General features: G+C 40.1%; 24 protein-coding genes. 11 read left to right on the top strand and 13 right to left on the bottom strand.

The features are described from left to right. Window positions 1-327 precede the first annotated feature (327 nt). Both BP861_RS15590 and BP861_RS15585 read right to left on the bottom strand, forming a co-directional pair. Window positions 328-1,491, bottom strand: a complete 1,164-nt coding sequence (locus BP861_RS15590) for a hypothetical protein (protein WP_292376928.1) — start codon at window positions 1,489-1,491, stop codon at window positions 328-330. A gap of 329 nt (window positions 1,492-1,820) precedes the next feature. Then, window positions 1,821-2,303, bottom strand: coding sequence for a PUA domain-containing protein (locus BP861_RS15585; protein ID WP_292376927.1), 483 nt, complete (start codon window positions 2,301-2,303; stop codon window positions 1,821-1,823). A gap of 511 nt (window positions 2,304-2,814) precedes the next feature. Between BP861_RS15585 and BP861_RS15580 the strand changes: the two genes are divergently transcribed. The 3 genes from BP861_RS15580 to BP861_RS15570 all read left to right on the top strand — a co-directional run bounded on the left by BP861_RS15580 (window position 2,815) and on the right by BP861_RS15570 (window position 5,958). Beyond that, a complete protein-coding gene (locus BP861_RS15580) occupies window positions 2,815-3,867 on the top strand; it encodes a hypothetical protein (protein WP_292376926.1) in 1,053 nt (350 codons plus the stop codon). Between the two features lie 345 nt (window positions 3,868-4,212). After that, window positions 4,213-5,307 (top strand): hypothetical protein, encoded by a 1,095-nt coding sequence (locus BP861_RS15575; RefSeq protein ID WP_292376925.1) that lies wholly within the window; start codon window positions 4,213-4,215, stop codon window positions 5,305-5,307. A gap of 84 nt (window positions 5,308-5,391) precedes the next feature. Then, window positions 5,392-5,958 (top strand): hypothetical protein, encoded by a 567-nt coding sequence (locus BP861_RS15570; RefSeq protein WP_292376924.1) that lies wholly within the window; start codon window positions 5,392-5,394, stop codon window positions 5,956-5,958. A gap of 87 nt (window positions 5,959-6,045) precedes the next feature. Here BP861_RS15570 and BP861_RS15565 read toward each other — a convergent pair whose 3' ends face one another. Further along, window positions 6,046-6,348: a DUF1894 domain-containing protein gene (locus BP861_RS15565; protein WP_292376923.1), complete on the bottom strand. Its 303-nt coding sequence runs from the start codon at window positions 6,346-6,348 to the stop codon at window positions 6,046-6,048. Window positions 6,349-6,853: 505 nt separating this feature from the next. On the opposite strand from BP861_RS15565, the gene BP861_RS15560 reads away from it, so the two are divergent. Both BP861_RS15560 and BP861_RS15555 read left to right on the top strand, forming a co-directional pair. Beyond that, window positions 6,854-7,312, top strand: coding sequence for a DUF1890 domain-containing protein (locus tag BP861_RS15560; RefSeq protein ID WP_292376922.1), 459 nt, complete (start codon window positions 6,854-6,856; stop codon window positions 7,310-7,312). Further along, entirely contained in the window at window positions 7,309-7,683 is a 375-nt protein-coding gene (locus BP861_RS15555; RefSeq protein ID WP_292376921.1) for a DUF1894 domain-containing protein, read from the top strand. The genes BP861_RS15560 and BP861_RS15555 overlap by 4 nt, the downstream gene beginning before the upstream one ends. A gap of 298 nt (window positions 7,684-7,981) precedes the next feature. Here BP861_RS15555 and purM read toward each other — a convergent pair whose 3' ends face one another. Beyond that, window positions 7,982-8,983, bottom strand: coding sequence for a phosphoribosylformylglycinamidine cyclo-ligase (gene purM, locus BP861_RS15550; protein ID WP_292376920.1), 1,002 nt, complete (start codon window positions 8,981-8,983; stop codon window positions 7,982-7,984). Between the two features lie 22 nt (window positions 8,984-9,005). Further along, a complete protein-coding gene (locus BP861_RS15545; protein WP_292376919.1) occupies window positions 9,006-10,424 on the bottom strand; it encodes an aspartate kinase in 1,419 nt (472 codons plus the stop codon). Between the two features lie 392 nt (window positions 10,425-10,816). Between BP861_RS15545 and BP861_RS15540 the strand changes: the two genes are divergently transcribed. After that, entirely contained in the window at window positions 10,817-12,013 is a 1,197-nt protein-coding gene (locus tag BP861_RS15540; protein ID WP_292376918.1) for a cofactor-independent phosphoglycerate mutase, read from the top strand. A gap of 221 nt (window positions 12,014-12,234) precedes the next feature. Further along, entirely contained in the window at window positions 12,235-12,696 is a 462-nt protein-coding gene (locus BP861_RS15535) for an Hsp20/alpha crystallin family protein (RefSeq protein ID WP_292376917.1), read from the top strand. 156 nt (window positions 12,697-12,852) lie between these two features. Here the strand turns inward: BP861_RS15535 and BP861_RS15530 are convergent, their stop codons facing one another. Together BP861_RS15530 and BP861_RS15525 are read right to left on the bottom strand one after the other, a co-directional pair. Next, complete coding sequence (locus BP861_RS15530) at window positions 12,853-13,830, bottom strand: cation diffusion facilitator family transporter (protein ID WP_292376916.1); 978 nt, start codon at window positions 13,828-13,830, stop codon at window positions 12,853-12,855. 375 nt (window positions 13,831-14,205) lie between these two features. Beyond that, window positions 14,206-14,607, bottom strand: a complete 402-nt coding sequence (locus BP861_RS15525; RefSeq protein ID WP_292376915.1) for a hypothetical protein — start codon at window positions 14,605-14,607, stop codon at window positions 14,206-14,208. A gap of 481 nt (window positions 14,608-15,088) precedes the next feature. Here BP861_RS15525 and BP861_RS15520 point away from each other — a divergent pair, with 481 nt between their 5' ends. Beyond that, window positions 15,089-15,853: a coenzyme F420-0:L-glutamate ligase gene (locus BP861_RS15520; RefSeq protein ID WP_292376914.1), complete on the top strand. Its 765-nt coding sequence runs from the start codon at window positions 15,089-15,091 to the stop codon at window positions 15,851-15,853. A 92-nt stretch (window positions 15,854-15,945) separates the two neighbouring features. On the opposite strand, the gene BP861_RS15515 is transcribed toward BP861_RS15520, so the two are convergent. Together BP861_RS15515 and BP861_RS15510 are read right to left on the bottom strand one after the other, a co-directional pair. Continuing rightward, entirely contained in the window at window positions 15,946-16,227 is a 282-nt protein-coding gene (locus tag BP861_RS15515) for a cupin domain-containing protein (RefSeq protein ID WP_292376913.1), read from the bottom strand. A gap of 286 nt (window positions 16,228-16,513) precedes the next feature. Then, window positions 16,514-16,993: a deoxycytidylate deaminase gene (locus tag BP861_RS15510; RefSeq protein WP_292376912.1), complete on the bottom strand. Its 480-nt coding sequence runs from the start codon at window positions 16,991-16,993 to the stop codon at window positions 16,514-16,516. A 410-nt stretch (window positions 16,994-17,403) separates the two neighbouring features. Between BP861_RS15510 and BP861_RS15505 the strand changes: the two genes are divergently transcribed. From BP861_RS15505 to BP861_RS15495, 3 genes are all read left to right on the top strand, one after another. Beyond that, window positions 17,404-18,309 carry a protein translocase subunit SecF gene (locus BP861_RS15505; protein WP_292376911.1) on the top strand — a complete coding sequence of 302 codons (906 nt, stop codon included), beginning with the start codon at window positions 17,404-17,406 and terminating at the stop codon, window positions 18,307-18,309. After that, the gene (locus tag BP861_RS15500; protein ID WP_292376910.1) at window positions 18,306-20,006 is read left to right on the top strand and encodes a preprotein translocase subunit SecD; all 1,701 of its coding nucleotides are present in this window, start codon (window positions 18,306-18,308) and stop codon (window positions 20,004-20,006) included. The genes BP861_RS15505 and BP861_RS15500 overlap by 4 nt, the downstream gene beginning before the upstream one ends. Before the next feature lie 61 nt (window positions 20,007-20,067). Continuing rightward, complete coding sequence (locus BP861_RS15495; protein WP_292376909.1) at window positions 20,068-21,093, top strand: AAA family ATPase; 1,026 nt, start codon at window positions 20,068-20,070, stop codon at window positions 21,091-21,093. Window positions 21,094-21,336: 243 nt separating this feature from the next. On the opposite strand, the gene BP861_RS15490 is transcribed toward BP861_RS15495, so the two are convergent. The 4 genes from BP861_RS15490 to BP861_RS15475 all read right to left on the bottom strand — a co-directional run. After that, the gene (locus BP861_RS15490; protein WP_292376908.1) at window positions 21,337-21,507 is read right to left on the bottom strand and encodes a hypothetical protein; all 171 of its coding nucleotides are present in this window, start codon (window positions 21,505-21,507) and stop codon (window positions 21,337-21,339) included. 161 nt (window positions 21,508-21,668) lie between these two features. Further along, complete coding sequence (locus BP861_RS15485) at window positions 21,669-21,905, bottom strand: AcrB/AcrD/AcrF family protein (protein WP_292376907.1); 237 nt, start codon at window positions 21,903-21,905, stop codon at window positions 21,669-21,671. A 13-nt stretch (window positions 21,906-21,918) separates the two neighbouring features. Beyond that, a complete protein-coding gene (locus tag BP861_RS15480; RefSeq protein WP_292377020.1) occupies window positions 21,919-22,182 on the bottom strand; it encodes a monomethylamine permease in 264 nt (87 codons plus the stop codon). Beyond that, the coding region (locus tag BP861_RS15475) for an APC family permease (protein WP_292376906.1) at window positions 22,175-22,833 on the bottom strand (659 nt) is incomplete at its 5' end. The genes BP861_RS15480 and BP861_RS15475, both read right to left, overlap by 8 nt.

The following is a 22,833-nucleotide window of genomic DNA, read 5'->3' as shown; positions in this document are numbered from 1 at the left end:
ATCGTTCTAAATGAATGTATTGTTTAAATTTTTGAAAGTCTTTTACTTTGAGGATCTGAAGAGTGGCAGTTGAATTACACAGTTGAATTCTGCTATGTCCTCTACGAAATTCAGATAATTCCCTGATTCCCTATGAATGTTACTGCTTCTTCTCAAAAAAGAAATTTTCCGCAATTCTTTCCCTGAGGAATTAGCTCACACCCTGCAGGATAAGATTCGCCAGATCTTGAATGAAAATTCAGAAGTGTTATGGTCAGGGGAAATTACGGAGTTTCCTGGGAATCAAAGGAATAAGAACGGACCCGAGCCGGATTAATCACTTTCAAATTACTCTCCGGACTTCTGTTCCTTTCTATAAGTTCTGGACCCTGCGAAACGTCTAGTTCTTTCCAGGGCCCGAGTTCTGGCAGTTTTTCTTTTTCTACCAGGCACAAAAATATTACTTGCTTTCACAATCTGCTTGACAGGTGAATCTATTTCCACCATATTAAGGGGTTTTACGGGTTTATCCTTAGGCTCATTTTCTGTTGCATCCTTTGGCTCATTCTCGGGCAATTCATTAGTTTCGCGCATAATTAATTTCCCTAAAGCATTGACTTCTGCAAGAACAGGCTTTTCTGCAGCATCACGTAAGAAAGATACTCCTGAAGGTGCTTTTATTGTACCATCTACCCTTGCGTTTTCATATAGTAAGACCGAGTTAGCGTTTACTCCACCGAAAACTCTACTGTTCCTGCCAATCTGAACATCTCCTTTTGAATAGAGATTGCCATAGACAGTGCTATTTTCACCAACGAAGATCTTGCCCTCTGAGTAAATGCTTCCCTTGAGGGTCAGTTTTTCCCCTGTATCGACAGTCTGTGCCCTAATATTCCCTATTATCAGGCAGTTGTCCCCAATAACGGCTTCCCCGGTAACCTCAATAGTTTCAGAGGAAAACTTTGCGCTGGCAGGTATTATCATTACATTTTCACTGGGTTCTTTTCCTTCAAGGCCTTGCGTGTCCTCGGAATCATCAAAAAGTTCCTCTACGGCTTTTTCAATTTCTTCTCCTTTGCCGAGACGCATCATTTCCCTTATATAAAGAAATAGAAAAATAATTACAGGGACCGGATTCCTTACCACTATCCATCCCTTGGCTTCGAATCCTCCCCGGATTTTAACTTCTTTTCCTACGTCCAAATCTCCCTGTACGAGCAGCTTCCCGTCAATGGTTACAAATTCTCCTAGGTAGGCATTTCTCCCGACCTCTACCCTGTTCCCCAGTTTCGACCACATGTCAATCCTGATATCGTTACTTGCCTCGATATCTCCGGAGACAGTCACTCCTTCTCCCATAATAACAGAATCGCCGATTATGCTGTAGTCAATATTAGAGTGATCGCCGACAATAACGTCTCCCTTGACTGTAATCATGTTTGCTTCGATTCTGGTATCATCTGGAACCAGGAAGTATTTTAGAATCTGTTCTGGCTCTGGAATAGTGCTCACTCTCCGGGAAACTATTATTTCTTGGAACTTTATTTCTTGAAACTTGTATCTTTTAAAGTTTGGATTTCAGATTGAAACTGAGCTTTTAAAAACCCATTTTTTCCGAATAGCATTCATTCAAAAATTACTATCTATGATATATTCTTATTCATTTTATTCGTTCATTATAAGAATATTTCAGCAATATAAGCAGCAATTTATATCATATTTAACTATATGTAAATTTGCGTAAAACTTAAAAAGTTGTAATTTTTAGCATAAAATTTAACACTTATTTCTCTTTTGATGTACCTTTTTTATATCTCCATAAGTTTTCTGAAGCTTTAGATTCACTTTTCTTTTTTCGAAGCCACTCCTACTCTTACATCCACGGCTGCGCCACTATTAAGAGCCATTATCTCTGCTGGAGATAGAAGCAGTTGCCCTGTTGCAAGCAGTCTGTCAGCCTCGTCTGTCACGAGCACTTCTTCTCCGGCTCTCAATTCAGGATCAATTTCAATTACATGTTTTATAAAAGCGGTTTTACCTTTTTCCACAAAAGGAGCAGCTTCCTCTGAGACAACGACCCTGAGCTTTTTTCCTGGCAAAAGCCTGTGGACGATGGAAGCTCCTTCAATACTGAGGGTAAAAAAGCCATCTTTTGCTCTTGCTGTGGCTATACGTTTTCCGGAGTGTAAGACCTGACGTACTCTTTTTGTCCTGGATAACTGGAATGTTGAGCCATCTGGGAAAAGTTCTTTTCCGGTGCCTTTTCCAAACTGGTAGTCTGCTATCATGCGGACTCTGGCAAGTCTTTCAGTGTCATAATTCATAGCAGTACGTAATATATGCAGACCTTAAAGCCATTCCGGTTATCTGGATTTCCTGGGGCCTTACTGCAGGAAATTTATATCAATTTATATTTTTCGAAGGAAACAATAAAATATTTATATTAAAACATTTTAAGCAAAATCGATAAGCTAAACTCCTGAGTGAGCGGGGTTTTAAAAACAAATTGAGGATGTGTTGATTCGAAAAATATTTCCCTTGATGAAACTCATCTTCAGATGCTTCACCCTCTTCTGGAAATCCCAGTGTTTTTGAAGCTGGCTGGCATAAGTTTAGCCTAAGTTAGGTATCGAAACTTATAATTTTTGATTTTTCTTCTCGTGGAGATTGTACGAAGAAACTGAAAAATTTCTTCAGATATGGCGCTGAAATTAAAATAACAATTTATATATAAGGGTGGATCTACTAAATCTCTATATACTTTTAAGCTCAGCCGCGTCTCCTTTACTGTGAGGCTGTTTTCAAAAATTAATTTAAAAAAGGCGGGAACAATTTTTGGTTCGTAAAAATGTATCCATGGAGGATACACACCTTAAAAAACTTCGGCCCTTCTTGGATAAAAATAATGGAAATCTAAGTGCTGCAATCCGGGATGCAATCGAGCTTGCAGATGCAGCTCTTGAGGGACATGAGTCTGTAGAGGATGCACTGGAATATTTCACAGAGGATTCTGCAAAGTATCCTGAAATGCGAAATAATTTGATTGAAAATGGCGAATGTATACTTATAAGTCAGCTTTCCTTCAGATGGTTTATTGAAAATACGAATGGGATTCTAGTTGCTGACGAACTCGTAAGTGAACTTTTTAACCCCTATCGAATAAAAAGCCTTCCAGAACTTCTGGAATATATGAATAAACGCAGTACGAACCACGGCTGGGGAATTGAAGCCTCTCTAATCAATTGGGAGGAAGACAAGACTGAAGTAATAATGCTTGAGCATGGAGAGCCCAGTTTAAGAGCCTTTATTGCTGAAGCACTCTCTATTTTTCTTGGCCGTTACTTGAGTTTTGATGTTTCTTTTGTCCAACGCAAATCTAACTCTATCCTGATTTTTCTTAAGGATTATAAATCTGATACTGAAATTCCTCCTGGGATCAGGAAAAATTTTGGAACTCTAGATTATACGTTTAAAGAGATCAAAAGCAGGCCCGACTTCTGGATAACTCTTGTGGAAAGGTATATGCTACACAGATATGAGAGAATAAACCTTAATAAAGATGCATTTGAAGTTTTCCTCTCAGGTGGAGTTCCGGATATAACAAGCTTTTTTGAAACCTTTACAGGTAAAGCTATTTGGGAAATCCCTCTCTCCGAGCTGTTTGTTATCTGTGATGAAGTAATCTCAGTCACCCAGCTCGCAAGTGAGATTGAAAGGACCAGTGAAGGCGGGAATATGTATTTAAAAATCAGACATCAGTTTTCCGACGAAAAGGTTATTCTCAAATTGGTTGAGCTTTTCTCAAAAGTATTCCGGGCCGCAGGCTACGCATTCGAGGTCAGAACAATATCAAATCTCATTATCTTTGAGTTTGCAGGGGCGTCTTAATACTGTTTACTCTCTAATACTCAATGTTCTCCTGAATATCTTTGGTTTCAAGATTTTTTCTACATTTTAAATTTATCTACATAATGTGAATTATTATTCTGTTATCTTTACTTTTTACTTCTTGATTTTTCTATTCATTTTCATTTTTCGTTCTAATGCAACTACTTTTTTTCCGAAATTTTTAAAGTTTTTTAGTTCAACATGCATTTTTTGGCTTTCAATTCTAGCAAAAATATTAAGAAGTAGAAGCAACAATCTATTATCGGGTTTACGAAAATGAAAATGTGCTTATATCAAGAATTTTGAGCTGCTCACAGTCTCAAGAAGACAGGAGAGGGAATCCGCTTGATAATCCGAAAAAATATTTCTATTGATCAGTGTTATGTGGATAAATTAAAGCCCTTTCTGGAGAAAAATAATGGAAACTTAAGTGCGGCAATAAGAGATGCTATCGAAACTGCCTCTCTCGCTCTGGCTGGAAGGACCTGTGATAAAGGAGAAAAAGACTCAAGTAAGGTTTCACAGGATGCAGAATTTCGTAATAAATTAATTCAGGAAGATGAATTCCTGCTTGTTCATCATACTCTGCTTGAATGGCTTATTAAAAGGACTTCAGGGTTATCGATCGACGAAGCAACTGTATATGAAATAATAAATCCTTATAAAATTAAACGAATCCCTGATCTTGTCAGTTATATAAATTCGCTCAACGAGAAAATGGGCTGGAACATTAAGGTTGATGCGGAGTACAGTCAGGACATAGAGCCGGAAACTGCAAGCCTTACTCTATCAAACGGGAATTCCTGTTTCAGGGGAATTATGGCTCATAGCTTGGCTCTTTATCTTGCAAAACAGATGAAACTGGATGTTCAGGGTTTATTCTGCAGATCAAACGTAACAAAGGTCTACTTTAAAAGGTTTGAGTTCCTTAATTTTCAAAAGGTTCCTAAAGGGCTTGAGGAACACTTCGGATTTATGGAGAGCACTTTCCAAGAACTTCAAAAAAAGCCGAAATTCTGGAAAAACCTTATCAAAGCCTACAGGCAGCAGAATTACCAACGGCTCAGCATGCAAAGAAAGACTTTCGAGGCTTTTGTTTCAGGGAATCTCCCATCCGTGGCTGAAGTGACAAGAAATTTTGAGTTAATTACAGGCAGGCCTCCTACAGCCTTTACCCTTGCTGAGCATATCATGATTTTCAAAGAAATTTACCTGACGGACAGTATAGGAAGTGATATCGAAATTTGCACTGAAAAGAGCAGAGAATATGTGAAACTTATTCATGATTATTCTGACAAAAAAGTATGTGAATCTATTACAAAATATTATTCTAATATTCTCAAGTCAATTGACTACTCTTTTACAGTCACAACTAGCCCCCATATGATCCTGTTCGAATTCGGGAAAAACCTTGGTTCAACCGATGTTTCTGTGGAATAATTAATCTTGAATCCTCACTTTCTTGATTACTTAATATTCATTATGATGGATAAATTCATATGTGGGAGTCTCCTATCCTTTTCCATGAGTGACGTAATTTTGCTATGGGATTGCCCTCTTCTTTTTGAAAAATTGTTTGTGGAATACGGGCTTCAATGTACTCGTGCGCTCTCAACTTCTCTTGGTACTCCCTATCTTCCTGCTTGCAAGATTATGATCCTGCCGACAGGTTTTGCAAATAAACATTATACGAAAACAGGTGTGGGACTTGAACGTGGCAAACGTTCACTTGAAAAGTTTGTGACAAAAGGGGGGACTCTTCTTGTTTTTAGTCCTCTTGTCCCGGAATATGATTATGAGTGGCTTCCTTTTTCTTTGAAATATGTAATGGAAGAAAACCCGTGTACTCCTCAGCCTGTGGGTAAGCATGATGCCCAGAAACTTGTGGAAAATATTACCCTCCCTGCAGGATGTGACGGTTACTTCACGGAAACCGATGCTGATGTAGTATTAAATGATGATAAGGGCAGGCCTATAATGGTCGTAAAAGAAATCGGAGAAGGTATGATCGTTGCAACCACAATACATGAGCTCCCTGCAGCTGGATTCTTTGAGTGCAGGGTTGCATGTACAAAAAAGGTAAAAGCCTGAGATAAAATTAAAGCAAAAAACTGGAAATAAGCATAAAAAAACTTTAAGGGAAAATAAGCAGCTACAGGTACAATTTTCTATTACCCTTCATTTAATCTTTTTTACATTTTTGTCCTTTTTATACTGGTCCCTTAGTTTCTTTATTTCTTCTACTTCGTTTTTCAGTTTGATTACAAAGAAACCGAAACAGGGTTTTGTAAACTGGAATACAATATCGTCTCCTGAAAAGCCTACAGGAGCAGTTATACCAAGCAAGATGATACCTTTTACTTTATACCCCCCAGGTACTAAGTATACTTCCTCAGAACACCTCTTTATGCAGTCCTCGCACTCCTTGAGAGTTATGTTTTTCAGGAGAATCTCATACCTGTATTCTCGTAAGCACGCCATTTTCGTACCTTTCATGCTTTTTCTTTTATCAGCTCCAAAGTACCCTTGTAATCGTTAATCCTTAATCGACTACTAATTAAATTTATACATTAAAATATAAAGGAATGATATATTAGACATTTCATTCTGAAAAAACAACAAAAGATTCTCTATAATTCTTTTTAATTTTATTTCCAATATTTCTGTACTCTTATTGTTTCTTTTGTCTGGAACACAATGAACTGAATAAAAGTTTAACTTCGATGAAGGTTCAACTTCAATGTCAAATAGTTTTAATTCTGGTGTCAACAATTTAATATATAGATTATTGATAAAATAAGAATGGTTAAATTGGACTTAGAAAATTGAAACTTGGCCGCATAGAACATACGCTGAATTCAATATTCTCACTCAAATGTTTTTCTGGTTTCAAAGATCTTCGCAGAAATCTTAATTGCAAAAATTGAATTTTATAATTAACCTATACTCCATTTCTAAATATAAAATACCTCAGAGATGAAATATTATGACCGGCGCAAAAGTGCTCCTCATGATGGGATGTCCAGAGATTCCGATTCAAACCAGCATTGCATTATATCTTTCCCATAAGCTGACCAAACTGGGATTTGATGTAACCGTTGCCGGGACAGCTGCCGCAAGCAAGCTCTTGAAAGTCTCCGATTTCGACGGCTATTATGTAAAAAAGCTGATAGATCTCGACAAAACTATAGTAGATATCATTGAAAAAAGAACGGATTTCGACATGTGCTTTGCTTTTATGCATAACGATGCCGGAATGACTTATGCAACGACTATGAGCTCCATTTCTCAGGCCAGGATGTATTCCATAGTCTTTGGCAGGAACGCCGAGGCACTGGCCGAATCAATAGAATTCGATTGTGAAAAGATCGTTGCACAGGATGCTCACAATCCCACTCGTCTCAAGAACAAACTGGACAAGGTGATGGAGGAGATCGTCAAATGAGCTGTATCGAGCAAATGAAGTACACAATCCACCTGCAAAGGATAAGCTTCAAAGAAGCCAGAGAATATATTGAGGAAAACTCGGACGAGGTTTACTACGTATCTCCTGGCTACAAAATTTTCAAAGATTATTATATAATAGGAATACCTCCCATTGCAGTTGGCGCAAAGGGAAATGCTCTGGTCTTCCCCTATACAAAGCCCTGCCACGGAAGCTTTGTCCTGAGCATAGACAATGAGGATAGCATAAAAGAGATCAATCGGCTCAGGGAGACAGGAAAAGAAAAGGCAACAACTACAGTGAAGAAAAGTAAATCTACTGAAAGTTCCAGGTCACCTCTGACCAGCTATGGGGATATGTGGAAAAAATAAAATCTAAAAAGCTGGAATGGCAAGATTAAGGAGCAAATCTCAGCACCGAGGAAAAAAGGTCTTAATACTAATAAGAGAATACCTTAAACCTAGGAAAAGTGCCTCAATACTGAGGAAACAGAAGATTTCAACATCGAGGAGTACTGAGGAAACAGAAGATTTCAACATCGAGGAGAATAGATTTCAACATAGAGGAAGAAAAATTTACTCTCCCTCTAAATTGATTTTCAAAATCGATCTTTTACAGAATCCTGTACATTTTCACTCTAATCGATCTTTTACAGAATCCTGTACATTTTCACTCTATTACCAAGTCTTTGATCTTGATCCCGCTCTCTACAATTTTCCCTACGATTTTTCCGCCGGTAATTTCTGCAGCTTTTGCAGCATCTTTTTCCGGCAAGATGATAAGAAAGCCCATGCCCATATTGAAGGTTCTGTACATTTCAAGATCTTCGACTCCCCCTTCTTTCTGGAGGAATTTGAAGATTTCCTGAGGCTCTAGGGGATCGTAGAAATCAAAGCCGAGTTTTGTCACTCTTCTTAGTTTCAAAAGTCCGCTACCTGTTATGTGGGCAAGCCCATGGACTTCACATGCCTTCAGCACATCAAGAATCTCAATATAAATTCTTGTTGGAGTCAGGAGCTCGTCTCCGATTGTTTTTGAACTGTCATAGGGGCAGAGATCATGGTAAGAATATCCTGATTCTTCAATGATTTTCCTTACAAGGGTATAGCCGTTGCTGTGGACGCCTGTGCTCGGGACACCTACAATCACATCGCCTACCTTTACTTTCTCTCCCTCGACAATCTGATCTTTCCTGACGATTCCAAGGCATGTACCTGCAAGGTCAAAACCTTTAATTATTTCAGGTAGGGTTGCGGTTTCTCCACCGACAATTGACATCCTGGAAATTTCCGCACCTTTTACCAGCCCTTCTCCTATCTGAGCAGCAAAACCTTCTTCGTGCTTTTCCAGGGCAAGATAATCTACAAAGGCTACGGGTTCGGCCCCTATGGCCAGAAGGTCATTTACATTCATTGCGATACAGTCTATGCCTACTGTGTTCCACCGCTGCATTTCGTTTGCAATAAGAACTTTTGAACCTACCCCATCCGTTGTCAGGGCAAGGGCATATTCTCCGAAGTCCAGAAGCCCTGCATAATGCCCTATTCCTGTAAGGGGAGCTCCTATACCTTTTCGAACGTAACTGAGTTTTTCAATAAGGGTTTTGACGGTTTTTTCTTCCTTTTTAATATCTACGCCTGAATCTGCATACGTTAAGTGTTTTTCGCTCATTTTTTGCCCCTCCCTGCCTGCATTATAGCGGTTTTTTAATTCCGTTTCCGTTGTATAATTCAAATTCATCATGTAGAGTCTTGACTGCGGCAAATGCATCATCTTCCCGCACTACGAAAGAGATGTTGTACTGAGAAGAGCCCTGGCTGATCATAATAATATTAATCATTGAGTTCCCAAGCGCTCCGAAGACTCTTTTTGCCACGCCTGGAGTCCCTGCCATACCTGCACCCACGACTGCAACTACGCAGACATTTCTGTCTGAAGTGATTTCCCTTACGATTTCCCGATTAAATTCTTCATGGAGAGCTTTTAAAGCGGGCTCGATGTGTGCCTCACTGATTACAAAAGAGATATTGGATTCGGAAGAGCCCTGGCTGATCATAACAACATTAACGCCTGCTTTTGCAAGCGCCGTAAAGAGCCTTGCTACAGTCCCGACTGCTCCCACCATCTCTGCACCTTCAATATTGATAAGAGCCACATTTTTAATCAGACTTACGGCTTTTACAACATGTTTGCACTGGAACTTTTCCGAAACTACAAGTGTGCCAGGAAACTCAGGTTCAAAAGTATTTTTAACACGTACAGGAATGTGTTCACGCATGGCAGGCTCAATCGTCCGTGGATGCAGCACGTTTGCTCCGAAGTAAGAGAGTTCCATGGCTTCGGCATAAGAAATCTGCGGGATAGTCTTTGCCTCTGGCACGATTCTCGGATCAGTAGTCATGATCCCGCTTACTTCTTTCCAGAGCCAGATCTCATCAACTTTCAAAGCTGCACCCAGGATAGAAGCTGAGAAGTCAGACCCGCTCCTTCCAAGAGTGGTAATAATCCCATCCTCATTTTCTCCTATAAATCCAGTGACTACAGCAATCTGTGACTCGAGTCTGCACCCAAGCCTCTTTTTTACAAGTTCGTAAGTTTGTTCTAGAGGCCTAGCATTTCCGTAATCCGATGATGTTATAATCCCTGCTTCTCCACCTGTGAATTCGGTCGATGCTATTCCAAGAGAACGGATAGCTCCTGACACAATCGGAGCAGCCAGGCGTTCTCCGTAAGAACAAATGTAATCAATTGACCTTGGAGTAAGCTCACCAAGATAACAGATTCCAATCAACGCTTTTTCGAGCTCATCAATTCGAAGGTCAAGAGTCTGGATAACTTCTTTTGCTACTGTGGGGTCATCAATGGCATCCTTCACGGCTTCATGGTGTTTGTTTGTTATTTCTGTTTTAAACTCCTTCACAAGGGTGACTTTGCCTTTTGTTGAGGCAAATAGTGCATTTTCCAGAAGCCCATCGGTTACTCCACCGAGTGCCGAGGTTACTACCACGATCTGGTTGCCTTCTTCATGATACCTCTTCAGAAGTTGGGCAACATGACGGATTTTTTTTCCGTCCCCAACGGAAGTTCCTCCAAATTTCATTACAATTTTCATGATCGGATCACGTTTTATCATTAACTGATTATTTTCACACCGTTTACTTAAACTGTTGATTAATTTAGTTACCCTCACTAATTTTTCGGATTGGAATGAATAATTCCGGGATTCCTGCAGGTTTGCAGGTTTCTTCTCAATAAGATGGTTTTTTGTAGAGAAAGCTATATATCGGCTCTTTTGCCACTAATATATTTTATGCTGAGAACCTGTTCTGTATAGGATATGGGTAATATATTATAATGTTTGTGTAAAATGGGTTTAGAAACTAAAATCTCCAGATAGGAAGAAAAAACTGCTGGCAAATTCCCAATAAATCTCAGTAACTGGTAGAAAATAATATATTTAATTCCCGAGATGAAAGACTAAGTTAGTTGAAGACAGGTGAAGCAATGAAATACGCTGTACTTATAGGAGACGGAATGGCTGATTACCCAATAGAAAAGCTGGGTGGAAAAACCATTCTCCAGGCAGCCCAAACCCCTGCTATGGATTATATCGCAGCCCAAGGAAAAATGGGACTTGCAAAAACTATACCTGATGGGCTTCCTGCTGGGAGTGATGTCGCAAATATGTCCATTCTCGGGTACGATCCGTCAGTCTATTACTCTGGTCGGGCTCCTTTGGAGGCTGCCAGTATGGGTGTGGCTCTTGCACCCGATGATGTGGCTTTCAGATGCAGTCTTATAACTATCGAGCACGGAAGAATAAAAGATTATAGCTCAGGGCATATCACCAGTGAAGAAGCTAGGATTCTCATCGAAACCCTTGATACTGAACTCAGTACAGAAGAACTAAGCTTTTATCCAGGTATCAGCTACAGGCACCTCCTGGTTGCCAGAAACAATCTAGGAGCTGAAACGGAATGCACTCCCCCGCATGATATTACCGGGAAAAAATTTGAGGAATATCTGCCCGGAGGAAAAGACGGAGATTTCTTTTCTGACATGATCAAAAAATCTATGATCGTTCTTGAACTGCATCCAGTTAATCTGAAAAGGATTGAGGAAGGTAAGAATCCTGCAAACTCAATTTGGGTCTGGGGCCAGGGACATGCTCCAAAGTTTACGCCTTTTAGGGAATTGTACAACAAAACCGGAGCAGTTATTTCGGCAGTCGACCTTCTGAAAGGCATTGGAGTTTATGCAGGCCTAGACGTAATTGAAGTTCCAGGAGCAACCGGTTATCTGGATACCAATTATGAAGGAAAAGCCAGTGCTGCAATCGAGGTATTGAAAACGAGGGATCTTGTTTTTGTCCATGTGGAAGCCCCGGACGAAGCCGGACATGAGGGGAGTATTGATAAAAAGTTAAAAGCTGTAGAAGATTTCGATAGTCGAATTGTAGCTCCTATTCTTAAACATGCCGAGGCTTCAGATGAGCCCTTTACGATTCTCGTGTTACCTGATCATCCAACTCCAATTTCCTTAAAAACCCACACTCCAGATCCTATTCCCTTCGCAGTCTACAGGACTGACAAAACGGATTCTGACGGAGCAGAGACTTTTGATGAAGAGTCGGCTAAAAAAGGTTCTCTGGGCCTTGTAAAAGCTTCAGATATTATAGGAATACTTTTGAAGGCCAAGTAACTGCCTTCTCTAGTTTTCAATTCGAGGACCTATTTGTTTTTCATCTTTTTAATTTCCACGAAAATCTATTGCTCTGGATTTTCGGAAACTTTTTCTTTTATCGTTCAGGTTCTTTTTGTATTACGTTTTTGTGAAATTGCCCAAGAAAATGTATATATCCTTTCTCAATATATTTAGAATAGCACATAGCTGTGTTATTTTTAATTTAGGGGGTAATTAATATGAGATGGCCTATGAGAAGATCATTTTCAGGCCCTGCACGCTGGGACCCTTTTGAAGAGATCAGAAGGACGCAGGAACGCCTTAACCAGCTGTTTGAAGACTTTATGCCAATGGAAGAATGGGGAGGCGGAAAAGTTTACACTCCTGCCATTGATATTAAGGAAGAGGAAGACAAGCTTGTTGTCACTACCGACTTGCCTGGGATTAATAAAGAGGATGTTCAAATTAACCTTAAAGAAGACATGCTTGAGATCAGTGCAAAGACCGGGAAGGAAAAAGAGACCGAAGAGGAAGGATATCTGCGCCGGGAGAGGGCATATACTCAATTTTACAGGGCAGTTCGCCTGCCTACCAGCGTTAAGGAAGAGGGAAGCACTGCAAAAATGGAGAATGGTGTCCTGACAATTACGCTGCCGAAAATGCAATTGGAAGAGCCGACAAAGAAAATATCTATTGAGTAATCTTTCTGGACCGGAAAGATAACTCTGAAAACATATCAGACTGCGGGAAAAAATCGCAGTCTTTTCTTTTTTCATCTTTTTCTGTTAATTTCTGAGTTTATTCCAATTCAAAACTTCAATTTTTGAGTCTTGTATTTGGAAATCATTTCATTTATGTTACTTACCACGGGAGTTCTTATTATAATACTTGGAATCAGAACACGGCTCCACATGAATAGAAAAATGGCCATTACTGCCGCAAATTTCTTTTAGTCTATTTTCGATCTGCGTTGAGATTTCATGTGCATCCACAATATTCAAGTCCCGATTAACCTCAATATGGACATCTGCAGCCATGGCATTCCCTATTTTTCGGGTTTTTAGCTCATGGAAGCCTAAAACACCTTCAGTAGTAATCAGGACTCGTTCAATATTTCTGTAAGTTTCCGAATCGAGTGAAGCTTCCACCAGTTCATTCAGGTTTTTGTAAGAGATATCGAATGCCACTTTAAAGATAAAGAAACTTAATATTACTGCGGCTATTGGATCGAGCACTACCCACTTGCCTCCAAGAAGTATGGCGCCTCCTATTCCTATCATGGTTCCTATGGAAGAGAAGGCATCCGAACGGTGGTGCCAAGCATTTGCAGTTACCGCATCACTCTTAAGTTTCCCGGCGTATATCATGGTATAACGGTAGAGCCATTCTTTTGACACAATTGACAGAATTGCCGCAATAAGCGCAATCGAACTTGGAGCTGGCAGCGCTTCTCCCCGGGAAAACGCTAAAACCTTCTGAAGTCCACCCCAAAAAATCCCAAACGCCACTGCAGCAAGGACAAGCCCGATAAATGCCGCAGCTAGTGTCTCGATTTTTCCATGTCCGTAGTTGTGAGTTTTGTCCCTGGGTTTCTTGGAAATCCTTAAACCCGCTATTACTGCAATGTCAGTCATGAAGTCAGATAGAGAATGAGCTGCATCAGCAACCATTGCCGAGCTATTTCCTACAATTCCGGCCACAAATTTAAAACTTGTTAGCAAAACGTTGACTACCATCCCAACTTTCGTTACATGAGCTGCCTGGGAATATCTAGTGTTCTCATTCTCCTCGTAATTGAAAAGAGCTTCTCTTTTTGTATCTCCAATACCTTCCATAATTTCTCATATTATCTTGTTATCTGAATATATTTGAGATATCATTTTTCAATATTTATTACCCTTAAACGGGAATACAAAAATTAGCGGTTACTAGATATAAAATTATCTTCCATTAATTAAATAATTTATAAAGCTCTATAGCTCTTTCTGAGGATTAATTTGACTTTAATATTAATATCTATTTGTAAAATAATATTATTTTTTTCATGGAGGATAATGTCATAAAGATCTCGTCAACTTCACATTTTTCATACAAATAGTATATGAAAATTTCTTCTCTAATTCCTCTATTTATCAACTTGTTGATTCACTATCTACTTTTATATTGCCTTTTTATTCCTTTCATGTTTTGTTGAAAAACATCGCAGAAACTCAGCAGTAACGCGGAAAAATATATTTTATTTCTTTAATTCTCTCTTCTTTCTCTCCTTCTATTTCCTCTGGAAATTCTTTACTTTTCAGGGCTTCAGCCTGTGCAACTTCAGGGTGCTGTTTCAAAAACTCCATTGAATATTCAGTAGTTTCTTTTGCTGACAATTGAAAGATCTCGTCAATTTCTTCTTTGCTAAACTGTCCGTGATAAAGAAGAAGCTGAGTTACTTTTTTCCTAGTGGCTTGAGGTTCGTTCTCATAGTCCAGGGAGTAATATAGCTTGCTTATGATAACCCTTAAACTCCAGATTCTGCTTCGTTCGTTGTCCTTTAACTCAAAAGGGCTTCTATCTTTTATTTTTTCTATAATTTCATTCAGATCATACTGGCTCGTATTTAACACCTCTATTCAATTTCGGTTTGCAAGCAGATAAAAGCTCTTTAATCTTCAAGAGAAAACAGGTGTTATCGGTGAATAAAAATACCGAAAATAGAGTTAGTTCGAAAATAAAATCTCTTTAGGAAATAAGTTAATTTAAGGATCTATAGATTGAAAAGATAAATAGATCTAGAAATAGTAAGTTAAGCAACTATAAATTAAAATAAAGCAAATAATGCAAACTAAAAACAAAATAAACTGAAAAATAAGGATCTTAATAAATAGGTGAAAAGCGCGGCATCAGGAAATTGTTTTCATCATCTTTTGCTCAGTTGGGGTAACTCTCATCATCGCCGCAAGATCCAGTATATCGGTGGTCTTATTTATGGTTACTGCCTTTACTGCTGTAAATTATTTGTTTAATAGATCAGTCCTATTATTTCCTATACCTAACTGAACAAATGCTATTCTTATTTATTAGTTTCAAAGACTTTGAGGAAAATACTTGAAATTTGAAGCCATAGCCGTTGAGAATATTCCCCTTATACATAGTGGGGATAATCTGCCCTCGATCATCTATGAGAACATAGAATTTCAGGACAGAGACATTGTTATCGTTGCCTCGACCGTTGTTGCTAAAGCTGAAGGGGAGATCTTCAGGCTAGAGGATATTACTCCAGGAAAAGTAGCACTTGAGATCGCAACTCGGAGCGGAAAAGATGCGAGGTTTATCCAGTCTGTGCTTTCCAGGAGCAGGGAGGTCCTTGTTGAAAAGCCATTTATGCTTGTGACAACTCTAGCAGGACATACCTGCGTAAATGCAGGAGTTGATGAGTCAAATATTGAAGACGGATTTCTGCTCTACCCTCCGAAGAATCCAGATGCCAGTGCTGCAAGGCTTGGGGAAGAACTCGAAAAGTTGAGCGGGAAAAAGTTAAGTGTCATTGTCACGGATACAAACGGGAGAGCTTTCAAAATAGGGCAGACCGGTGCTGCTATAGGAATTTACAAGATAAAGCCTGTCAAGCACTGGATTGGAGAAAAAGATCTCTTCGGAAAAGTCCTTGAGATTACAGAGGAAGCAATTGCTGATGAGCTTGCAGGCACTGCAAATCTTCTAATGGGTGAAGGTGCAGGTGGAACTCCTGTAGTCGTAATTCGAGGGCTTGATTATTATTATAATGAAAATACTTCTATAAGGGAAATGTATCGTTCTGAAGAGCAGGATATTATCAAAAAAGGACTCCGCTGCCTTCAAAAAAAGAATTGAATTAAAGAGAGTGCTTGGATGGTTCGGCTTCTAGTTCCAATTTTGCCCGGCTGAAAAACAATTTGCTTCAACTTAATATGAACCCAATAGTGTTAAGAACGGATCATTGTTAGAACCATTTTGAACCTTTCCAGGGCACGGAGTGAGTGGGGTTCGCTGGCAGGCATTATGATCATGTCCCCCTTCTCCAGAATGTTTTTATTTCCGGAAATAGTGATTTCTGCCTTTCCATCTATTACTTGGACCATGGCGTCAAAAGGGGCAGTATGCTCGCTCAGTCCCTCGCCTCTATCGAAGGCAAATATAGTTACGGTCCCTGTATCCTTACGGATAATTTCTCTGCTTACAACGGCTCCTTCCTGGTATTCAATCAAAGCGTCTATTCTTAATGTTCTAGCTTTTAATTCTTCAGACACTATTCCACCTCTATCGCTTTTCCATCAGTTTACGTAACCTATTCAGGTACCTGACAAACTTTTGCGCGGATATAATCCAGTCACGTCAGACTCTGTATTTCTTCAGATTTTTGAATAAAATACCTTCAGAACACGTTTTTATATTCTTTTATGCAAGAAATCTTGGGTAATTAGTTATTTTAATTCTTTTATGAAAATGTTCTTATGCAAGAGTTAGCGGAGGATGATTTTAACTTTTGCAGATTCAGTTCTCGCTTGAAGTCTCGCTTTTCAACTCAAAAGGTATATGTTCCACTTCTACACCCGCATCCCTGAAAAACTTAAGTGAATCGTTATCAGGATAGAAAGTTGCATATACTACTCTTTTGATGTTCGAGTTGATAATCATTTTTGTGCAAAGGATGCAGGGCTGATGTGTACAATAAATAGTTGCTCCTGCTATGCTTACCCCATGGATTGCAGCCTGGATAATTGCATTCTGTTCTGCATGTACTGCCCTGCACTTTTCCTGTCTTGTGCCTGAAGGGATTTTTTCCATATCCCTAATACACCCGATTTCAAGGCAGTGATCCATGCCGCTGGGTGCTCCATTATATCCGGTTGCAAGAATGCGTTTGTCCCGGACGATCACAGCCCCCACGTTCTTTCGGAGGCAGGTAGCCCGTTTGCCTACTACAAAGGCGATTTCGAGAAAATATTCGTCAAGGGAAGGTCTTTTTATCATTGTTTTTAATGAACAGTAAGTGGTATATTAGAGTTGTGACATTAAGATTCTACCATTTTTAAGAGTTAATTTTAAGTGGAATGAATTAACGGTGTATAGAAAAAAGTTTTTTCGAGAAAGAATTAATATAATCTGTGAGAATAAATGTAGTCTGTAAAGTTACAGAATTAAAACAAATTAACTTATTTATAATATTAACCTATTTATATTATTGAGACATCCAGAAAGTTATCCCCCTTACCTGAACCCGAGTAGCCAGAATAAGTTCAAGATTCTCAAAGAAATTTGTTTATATATCTGATTATAAATCTCGTGTTCTGGATTTTACATCCGGATTCTATATTTCTGGATGTGAATAGTGTTCGGATAATTCAATATAATAATAGATGCATACATCCGGAGTATTAATTATGGCAACAAGTTTGGCCGATATTTTAGATAACTTCGTGAAAAATCACGATAATCGCCAGTTGCTGGTGTTACCCCTTGCAATACTCGCAGTTTCTTTATTAATACTGCTAGTTTCCTTTGTAAATAGCGGGTCGCCGGTAATCCTGGGAATGGATTTCCAGGGCGGTACTCAGATTTCGATAGAAACAGCTGATTCTCCTGCTGTGCTTGAAAAAATGTATTCTTCTTACCCTCTTACCGATATCCGGCAGGCAGGAAGTAGGGTTATCATGCAATTTGGAGTCATGGACAATGATCAGCAGCAGCAGCTTGAAACAGATGTCACGGGCCACTATTCCAATGTTCAGATTCAGCATATTGGGCCCACTTATGGAAAGAATTTGCAGATACAGGCTATTCAGGCCATTTGTATTTCCTTTATAGGGATGTCCATTGTAGTATTCCTGATCTTTCGGACCCTTATACCTTCCCTTGCAGTGATACTTTCTGCCTTTTCAGACATTATAATTGCAGCCGCTTTCATGAGAGTTGCAGGGATTGAACTTTCCCTGGGAACACTTGCCGCCCTGCTTATGCTTATCGGTTATTCTGTAGACAGTGACATTCTGCTCACAAATAGGGTAATTAAGCGCCGTGGAACCGTAGATGAGAAAGTTTCCCGGGCTATGCATACAGGTATTACCATGACCACCACTACCCTTGCAGCTCTCGCTGTCATGTACCTAGTTTCGACTTTCTCATATCTGGTCATTCCCTCATTCACACAGATTACTCTGCTTTCGCAGATCTCAATCGTGCTTATTGCGGGACTTTTTGCAGACATGATGAATACCTGGCTCCTGAATACGGGAATTCTACGATGGTATGTAATGAAACCCGAATTCAGAGGGAGGTATAACAGATGAGCGATATAAAAAGCCTGTTTAAGAATCCAAGAGTAATTATCTTCCTTTTACTCCTTCTTGGCTCTATTGTGGCTATTCACCCAAGTTATACACCCGGAGAAGGTGTGACTACTAACCTTAACTTTGGGCTTGACCTGGAAGGCGGGTCCTGGCTCCAGATAAAACTTGAGGGTGCACTTGCCCAGATTGATGCCAATTCAGGAAAGCTAGTCAGCGGAATTGTCGAGCCTATAATTGGGTCCCCTATTGAAATCACAAAAAATAGCCTTGACGTCGGCGGCTCTGCAGAGAAATCTGTCACCTTTACAACATCTGCGGCTGTTAGTGCCTCCCAGCTTGAGTCTCTCGGTACGGTAAGCGTTGACAAGCTGAGTGAAGGCAAAACTCAGGTAACTATCTCTGATACCAGTAAAGAGTACCTCATACAGACTTACCTATCAAAAGCTCTTGATGCTGAAGTAGTTTCTATTAGTACTGAGAATGGAATTACCTACGAAATCAGGACTGCAGTTACTGAACAACAGCTTGAGACTTTACTGGAGAAGGTCGGAGCCTCGATTCACAAGAACGAAGATGGGACTTTAGCTTTCAAAGAAGGGGTCAGCACTGAGACTAGGGACCTGACAAAAGAAATCCTCAGCGACAAGCTGAACTCTCTTGGCCTTAAAGATATTCCTGTAAGGACTGTAGGGGAGGACTATATCCTTATTGATTTTGCAGGCATTGATCTGGCAACTGCCAAGGAAATAGCTGAAAAGCCTGGAAAGTTTGAGATCAGGATTCAGACAACCGGAAATGAAACCCAACATGTCCTTTATGGTGATGCCATTCAAAGTGTGGGAATTCCAAGCTTCCATGATGGACAGTGGCATACTTCTTTTACCCTGAATGAGGAGGGAGCTCGACAACTCCAAAAAGTTGCACTCGAAACTGGGGCAATTGACAATCCGGATTCCCATTACCTAATAATGTATCTTGACGAAGTTGAAATATATGGAGCTCCTTTAAGTTACTCTGCAGCTGAAAAACTGAGAGAAGGTCCTATATATTCCTGGGAAGCTTCCACGGGTACTGATGAAGCTGCTAAAACCGAAGCTACAGCACTTCAGGTTCACCTTCGAGCAGGGGCTCTTCCTGTCAATGTAAAGCTTGTAGGTTCAGGACATGTGGACGCAGGACTCGGGGAGCAGTTCAAAACTGCAGCTCTGATTACAGGTTTGATTTCCCTGGTTGCAGTTGCGGCCGTTGTTTACTTCAAGTACAAGAGGCCTGAAATCCTGATACCCATGGTCGGTACTTCCTTCAGTGAAGTTATCATGATCCTTGGAGTTGCAGCAGTTATAGGCTGGCAGCTTGATCTGGCATCAATTGCAGGTATTATCGCGTCCATTGGTACTGGAATTGACCACCTTGTAATTATTACGGATGAAGTGCTTTACGAAGGCAAACTCCCTCCAACAAGGGTCTTCAAGTCCAGGATAACAAAGGCTTTTACAATCATTTTAGGGGCAGCTTCCACAAACATAATTGCTCTGTCTCCTCTGGTCGTAATGGGCTTTGGCTCTTTGAAGGGGTTTGCAATTACTACCATCATTGGTGTCTTCATAGGTGTGATTTTTGCAAGGCCGGTTTATGGTGTAGTAATCAAGGAACTCCTTCATGTAGATGAAAATGGAAACGCAAGCATAACCGAGTAAATATTTAAGGAAAGATAAAGGCCCAAAATTGATATTTAAAAACTAAAAACAAGGTGAATGTGTGCAGGATCTCTGGACTTTGAAATACAGGGCAGGTACCCTGAAGGAAATACTTGGAAACGAACAGGCAGTAACCACGCTTTCCGAATTGTCGCAGTCAGGGACCCTGCCCCACCTTATTTTATATGGGCCTGAAAATTCCGGAAAAACAACAGCGGCTCTCGCTCTTGCCAGGCAGCTTTATGGAAGTACTTGGAAAAACAATTTTACATATTTCAACGCTTCGGATTTTTTTGACCAGGGGAAGCGTTATCTTGTCCGAGATAAGCGTTTTGTGCGTTTTCTGGGCACAGATGACCCAAAGAAGATCTATAAAAGCGTGATCGATATTTTCAAGGAAATTATCAATGAGTATGCTGGAATGGCTTCGCTTGATGCCGATTACAAGTTAATTTATATCGACAATGCTGAGTCCCTAAATTCTGACGCACAGCACGCTCTCAGGCGAATTATGGAAAAGTACAGTTCAACATGCAGGTTTATTCTTTCCACTACCAAACCTTCCAAACTTATTTCTCCACTTCGCTCAAGGGGCCTTCAAATTTTTTTTGCATATGTTCCGGATGCTGTTCTGAAAACTCATCTTGAGAAAATCGGCTGTGCCGAAAAGTTGCAGTTTTCGGAAGGCGCATTGGATGCGATCCTTTATTCTGCAAGAGGAAACGTTGCAAAGGCGGTACAGACTCTACAGCTTGTTTCTTTGCTTGCACGTGGATCGATCCTTACCGAAGAGATGGTATATGAAGCTACTACTTTGGGCAGGGATGAAAATATTAATAATTTGCTTTCTGCGGCTCTTGAGGGAGATTTTTCCAAAGGGCGGCAGCTTATCGATGAGATGATCATCGAAAAAGGCTTGTCAGGAACTGAAATTCTTGAAGGACTTTCCGAAGCTCTCGTAGATTCAGGAGAATCGGACGCAGAAATTGCTCGTCTTGTTGTAAAAATTTCCGAAGCTGATGTATGTCTTAAGGATGCAGCCAATGAAAGAATTCAGCTCGAAAGACTGCTCTCTACCTTCTCTTAATTTTTATCGATCCCTGGTGTCTTTACTTTTTCTTAATTTTCACAGATCTTAAGCATGTCTCTATTTTACTTCTCTTCATCCGTTTTCAAAGCATCTTATATATATACTTCTATCTAGAAAACTATCAAAATACAAAACTATTTATACTAGAGTCCTTTGGCTAAAATTAGCGTAGAAAAATATAAATACTATTAGCAATAATCTTTTATTGCAGATGGGCCATAAGCTAAGGCTTCTCAGGAGTTAAGGGGCTCCATTATACTTTTTACGGGAAGTACGGACCTGGATTTCAGGACATCCACAAAGATGTGCTGTACTTCCTGAAGATGGTTCAGAGCCTGGACTTCCTTGAGCAGAAGCCAGATCTGGCCTTCTCAAAAAATCAACAAAAAATCCACAAATAAATCCCTCCATTACTCCCTGAATAACTCCCTCTTTTCAGGGAGATTATGCTCATATGGCAGAATAGAATCCTACACGTGCTTTAAGAAGATAATATTCTGCCTGAATTTAAAAATTGCCTGCCTGAACTTCCCCTTCAGGCAGGCACTACTCTATTAATTACTTTTTCTTTTTCAGTATTTATAGTGCTTTACTGAATGATAGAGAATTACAACAAAGAAAGCAACTATCACCAGCAAGAGGCTGAAGAAACCAACAGGATCCCAGACAAAACCTATCCCTGATCCTCCTTCTTCCCAGGAGACAAGTACTGCTCCCTGGAGCACTGTAGGAATGACCACACAGGCGAAGGCAAGCACGAAGATAAATACGATGTCAAAAACTTCTGTAATGATATTTTTTTCTGCCATGTCTTTAGTCTCCTTAATCGTAGTACTTGAACTCGAACATGTGGTTTTTAATAGACTCTCTCACCTTCAGGCATCCAATAGTCTCTATAGAAACAATCAGTCCAATAAAGATTATATAGAGGTAGAAGAAACCGGAAGCAATCTCCCACGTCTCTGAGAGAATCCTGTATGCTGTAAATCCTTCCACACATACAAGCAAAGCAAGCATGACTATAACGAGAGCTGTATCTCCGGTAAGCTTGCTGTGATATTTGCTTTCCATTGCCTGGTTATTCATCTCCAATGCCTATCGCCTCCTTTCCTATCTTTCCATTTTCCGAGCCCCTGGGTAAGGGCCAGCCCATTTCAGCCCAGTTGTTTTCAATATTTGATTTCTTGTGCTTGTGGCTGAAATAGAAGTATGCAATGCCGTAGAACACAAAAGCGAAGATCAGGTTATACTTGTATCCCCAAAACAGCGTTGAAAGAATCGTAATTGCAATTGCGATTGCAAAATAAGCAATATATGGCTGAAGAGGACCCACAAAAGGCCTGACTTTGCTTGTGGTCTGCGGGAAGAGGTTCCTGAAGCGGATCAGGGAGAAGGGAATCAGCACGTAGCAGAGCAGCCCCGAAACAATTGAGAAGGTAATTACCTGATCAAGGAAGCCGCTGAACGCAAAACCAATTGCAACAGGCATCGTGAAGATTACTGCTCTGTACGGGGTATTATACCTCGGGTGCACTGCTGAGAACCAGGAAGATACATAGTTGTCTCTGGAAAGAGCAAACCAGGAGCGTGAAGAATCACAGACGCAGCCGTTTGCACTGGCAACACAGGTAAGGAATGTTCCGAGCCCCAAAGCGGCAACAAAGATAAATATGCCACTATTCTGTGCAGCCTCAAAAAGCGGATACACGGAAACGCCCAGCATATCTGTGGGAATCA

Source organism: Methanosarcina sp. UBA411 (assembly GCF_002495725.1).
Classification (GTDB): Archaea; Halobacteriota; Methanosarcinia; order Methanosarcinales; family Methanosarcinaceae; genus Methanosarcina.
Note: the sequence above shows the minus strand (reverse complement) of the source record. Positions and strands in the feature narration are given on the sequence as shown.

Excerpts from the sequence above, each read along its gene's own strand:
- BP861_RS15585 (WP_292376927.1), bottom strand. The coding sequence starts at position 2,303 with ATGAATTATGACACTGAAAGACTTGCCAGAGTCCGCATGATAGCAGAC.
- BP861_RS15570 (WP_292376924.1), top strand. The coding sequence starts at position 5,392 with ATGAGTGACGTAATTTTGCTATGGGATTGCCCTCTTCTTTTTGAAAAA.
- BP861_RS15565 (WP_292376923.1), bottom strand. The coding sequence starts at position 6,348 with ATGGCGTGCTTACGAGAATACAGGTATGAGATTCTCCTGAAAAACATA.
- BP861_RS15560 (WP_292376922.1), top strand. The coding sequence starts at position 6,854 with ATGACCGGCGCAAAAGTGCTCCTCATGATGGGATGTCCAGAGATTCCG.
- BP861_RS15555 (WP_292376921.1), top strand. The coding sequence starts at position 7,309 with ATGAGCTGTATCGAGCAAATGAAGTACACAATCCACCTGCAAAGGATA.
- purM (WP_292376920.1), bottom strand. The coding sequence starts at position 8,983 with ATGAGCGAAAAACACTTAACGTATGCAGATTCAGGCGTAGATATTAAA.
- BP861_RS15545 (WP_292376919.1), bottom strand. The coding sequence starts at position 10,424 with ATGAAAATTGTAATGAAATTTGGAGGAACTTCCGTTGGGGACGGAAAA.
- BP861_RS15540 (WP_292376918.1), top strand. The coding sequence starts at position 10,817 with ATGAAATACGCTGTACTTATAGGAGACGGAATGGCTGATTACCCAATA.
- BP861_RS15535 (WP_292376917.1), top strand. The coding sequence starts at position 12,235 with ATGAGATGGCCTATGAGAAGATCATTTTCAGGCCCTGCACGCTGGGAC.
- BP861_RS15530 (WP_292376916.1), bottom strand. The coding sequence starts at position 13,830 with ATGGAAGGTATTGGAGATACAAAAAGAGAAGCTCTTTTCAATTACGAG.
- BP861_RS15510 (WP_292376912.1), bottom strand. The coding sequence starts at position 16,993 with ATGATAAAAAGACCTTCCCTTGACGAATATTTTCTCGAAATCGCCTTT.
- BP861_RS15505 (WP_292376911.1), top strand. The coding sequence starts at position 17,404 with ATGGCAACAAGTTTGGCCGATATTTTAGATAACTTCGTGAAAAATCAC.
- BP861_RS15500 (WP_292376910.1), top strand. The coding sequence starts at position 18,306 with ATGAGCGATATAAAAAGCCTGTTTAAGAATCCAAGAGTAATTATCTTC.
- BP861_RS15490 (WP_292376908.1), bottom strand. The coding sequence starts at position 21,507 with ATGGAGGGATTTATTTGTGGATTTTTTGTTGATTTTTTGAGAAGGCCA.
- BP861_RS15485 (WP_292376907.1), bottom strand. The coding sequence starts at position 21,905 with ATGGCAGAAAAAAATATCATTACAGAAGTTTTTGACATCGTATTTATC.
- BP861_RS15480 (WP_292377020.1), bottom strand. The coding sequence starts at position 22,182 with ATGAATAACCAGGCAATGGAAAGCAAATATCACAGCAAGCTTACCGGA.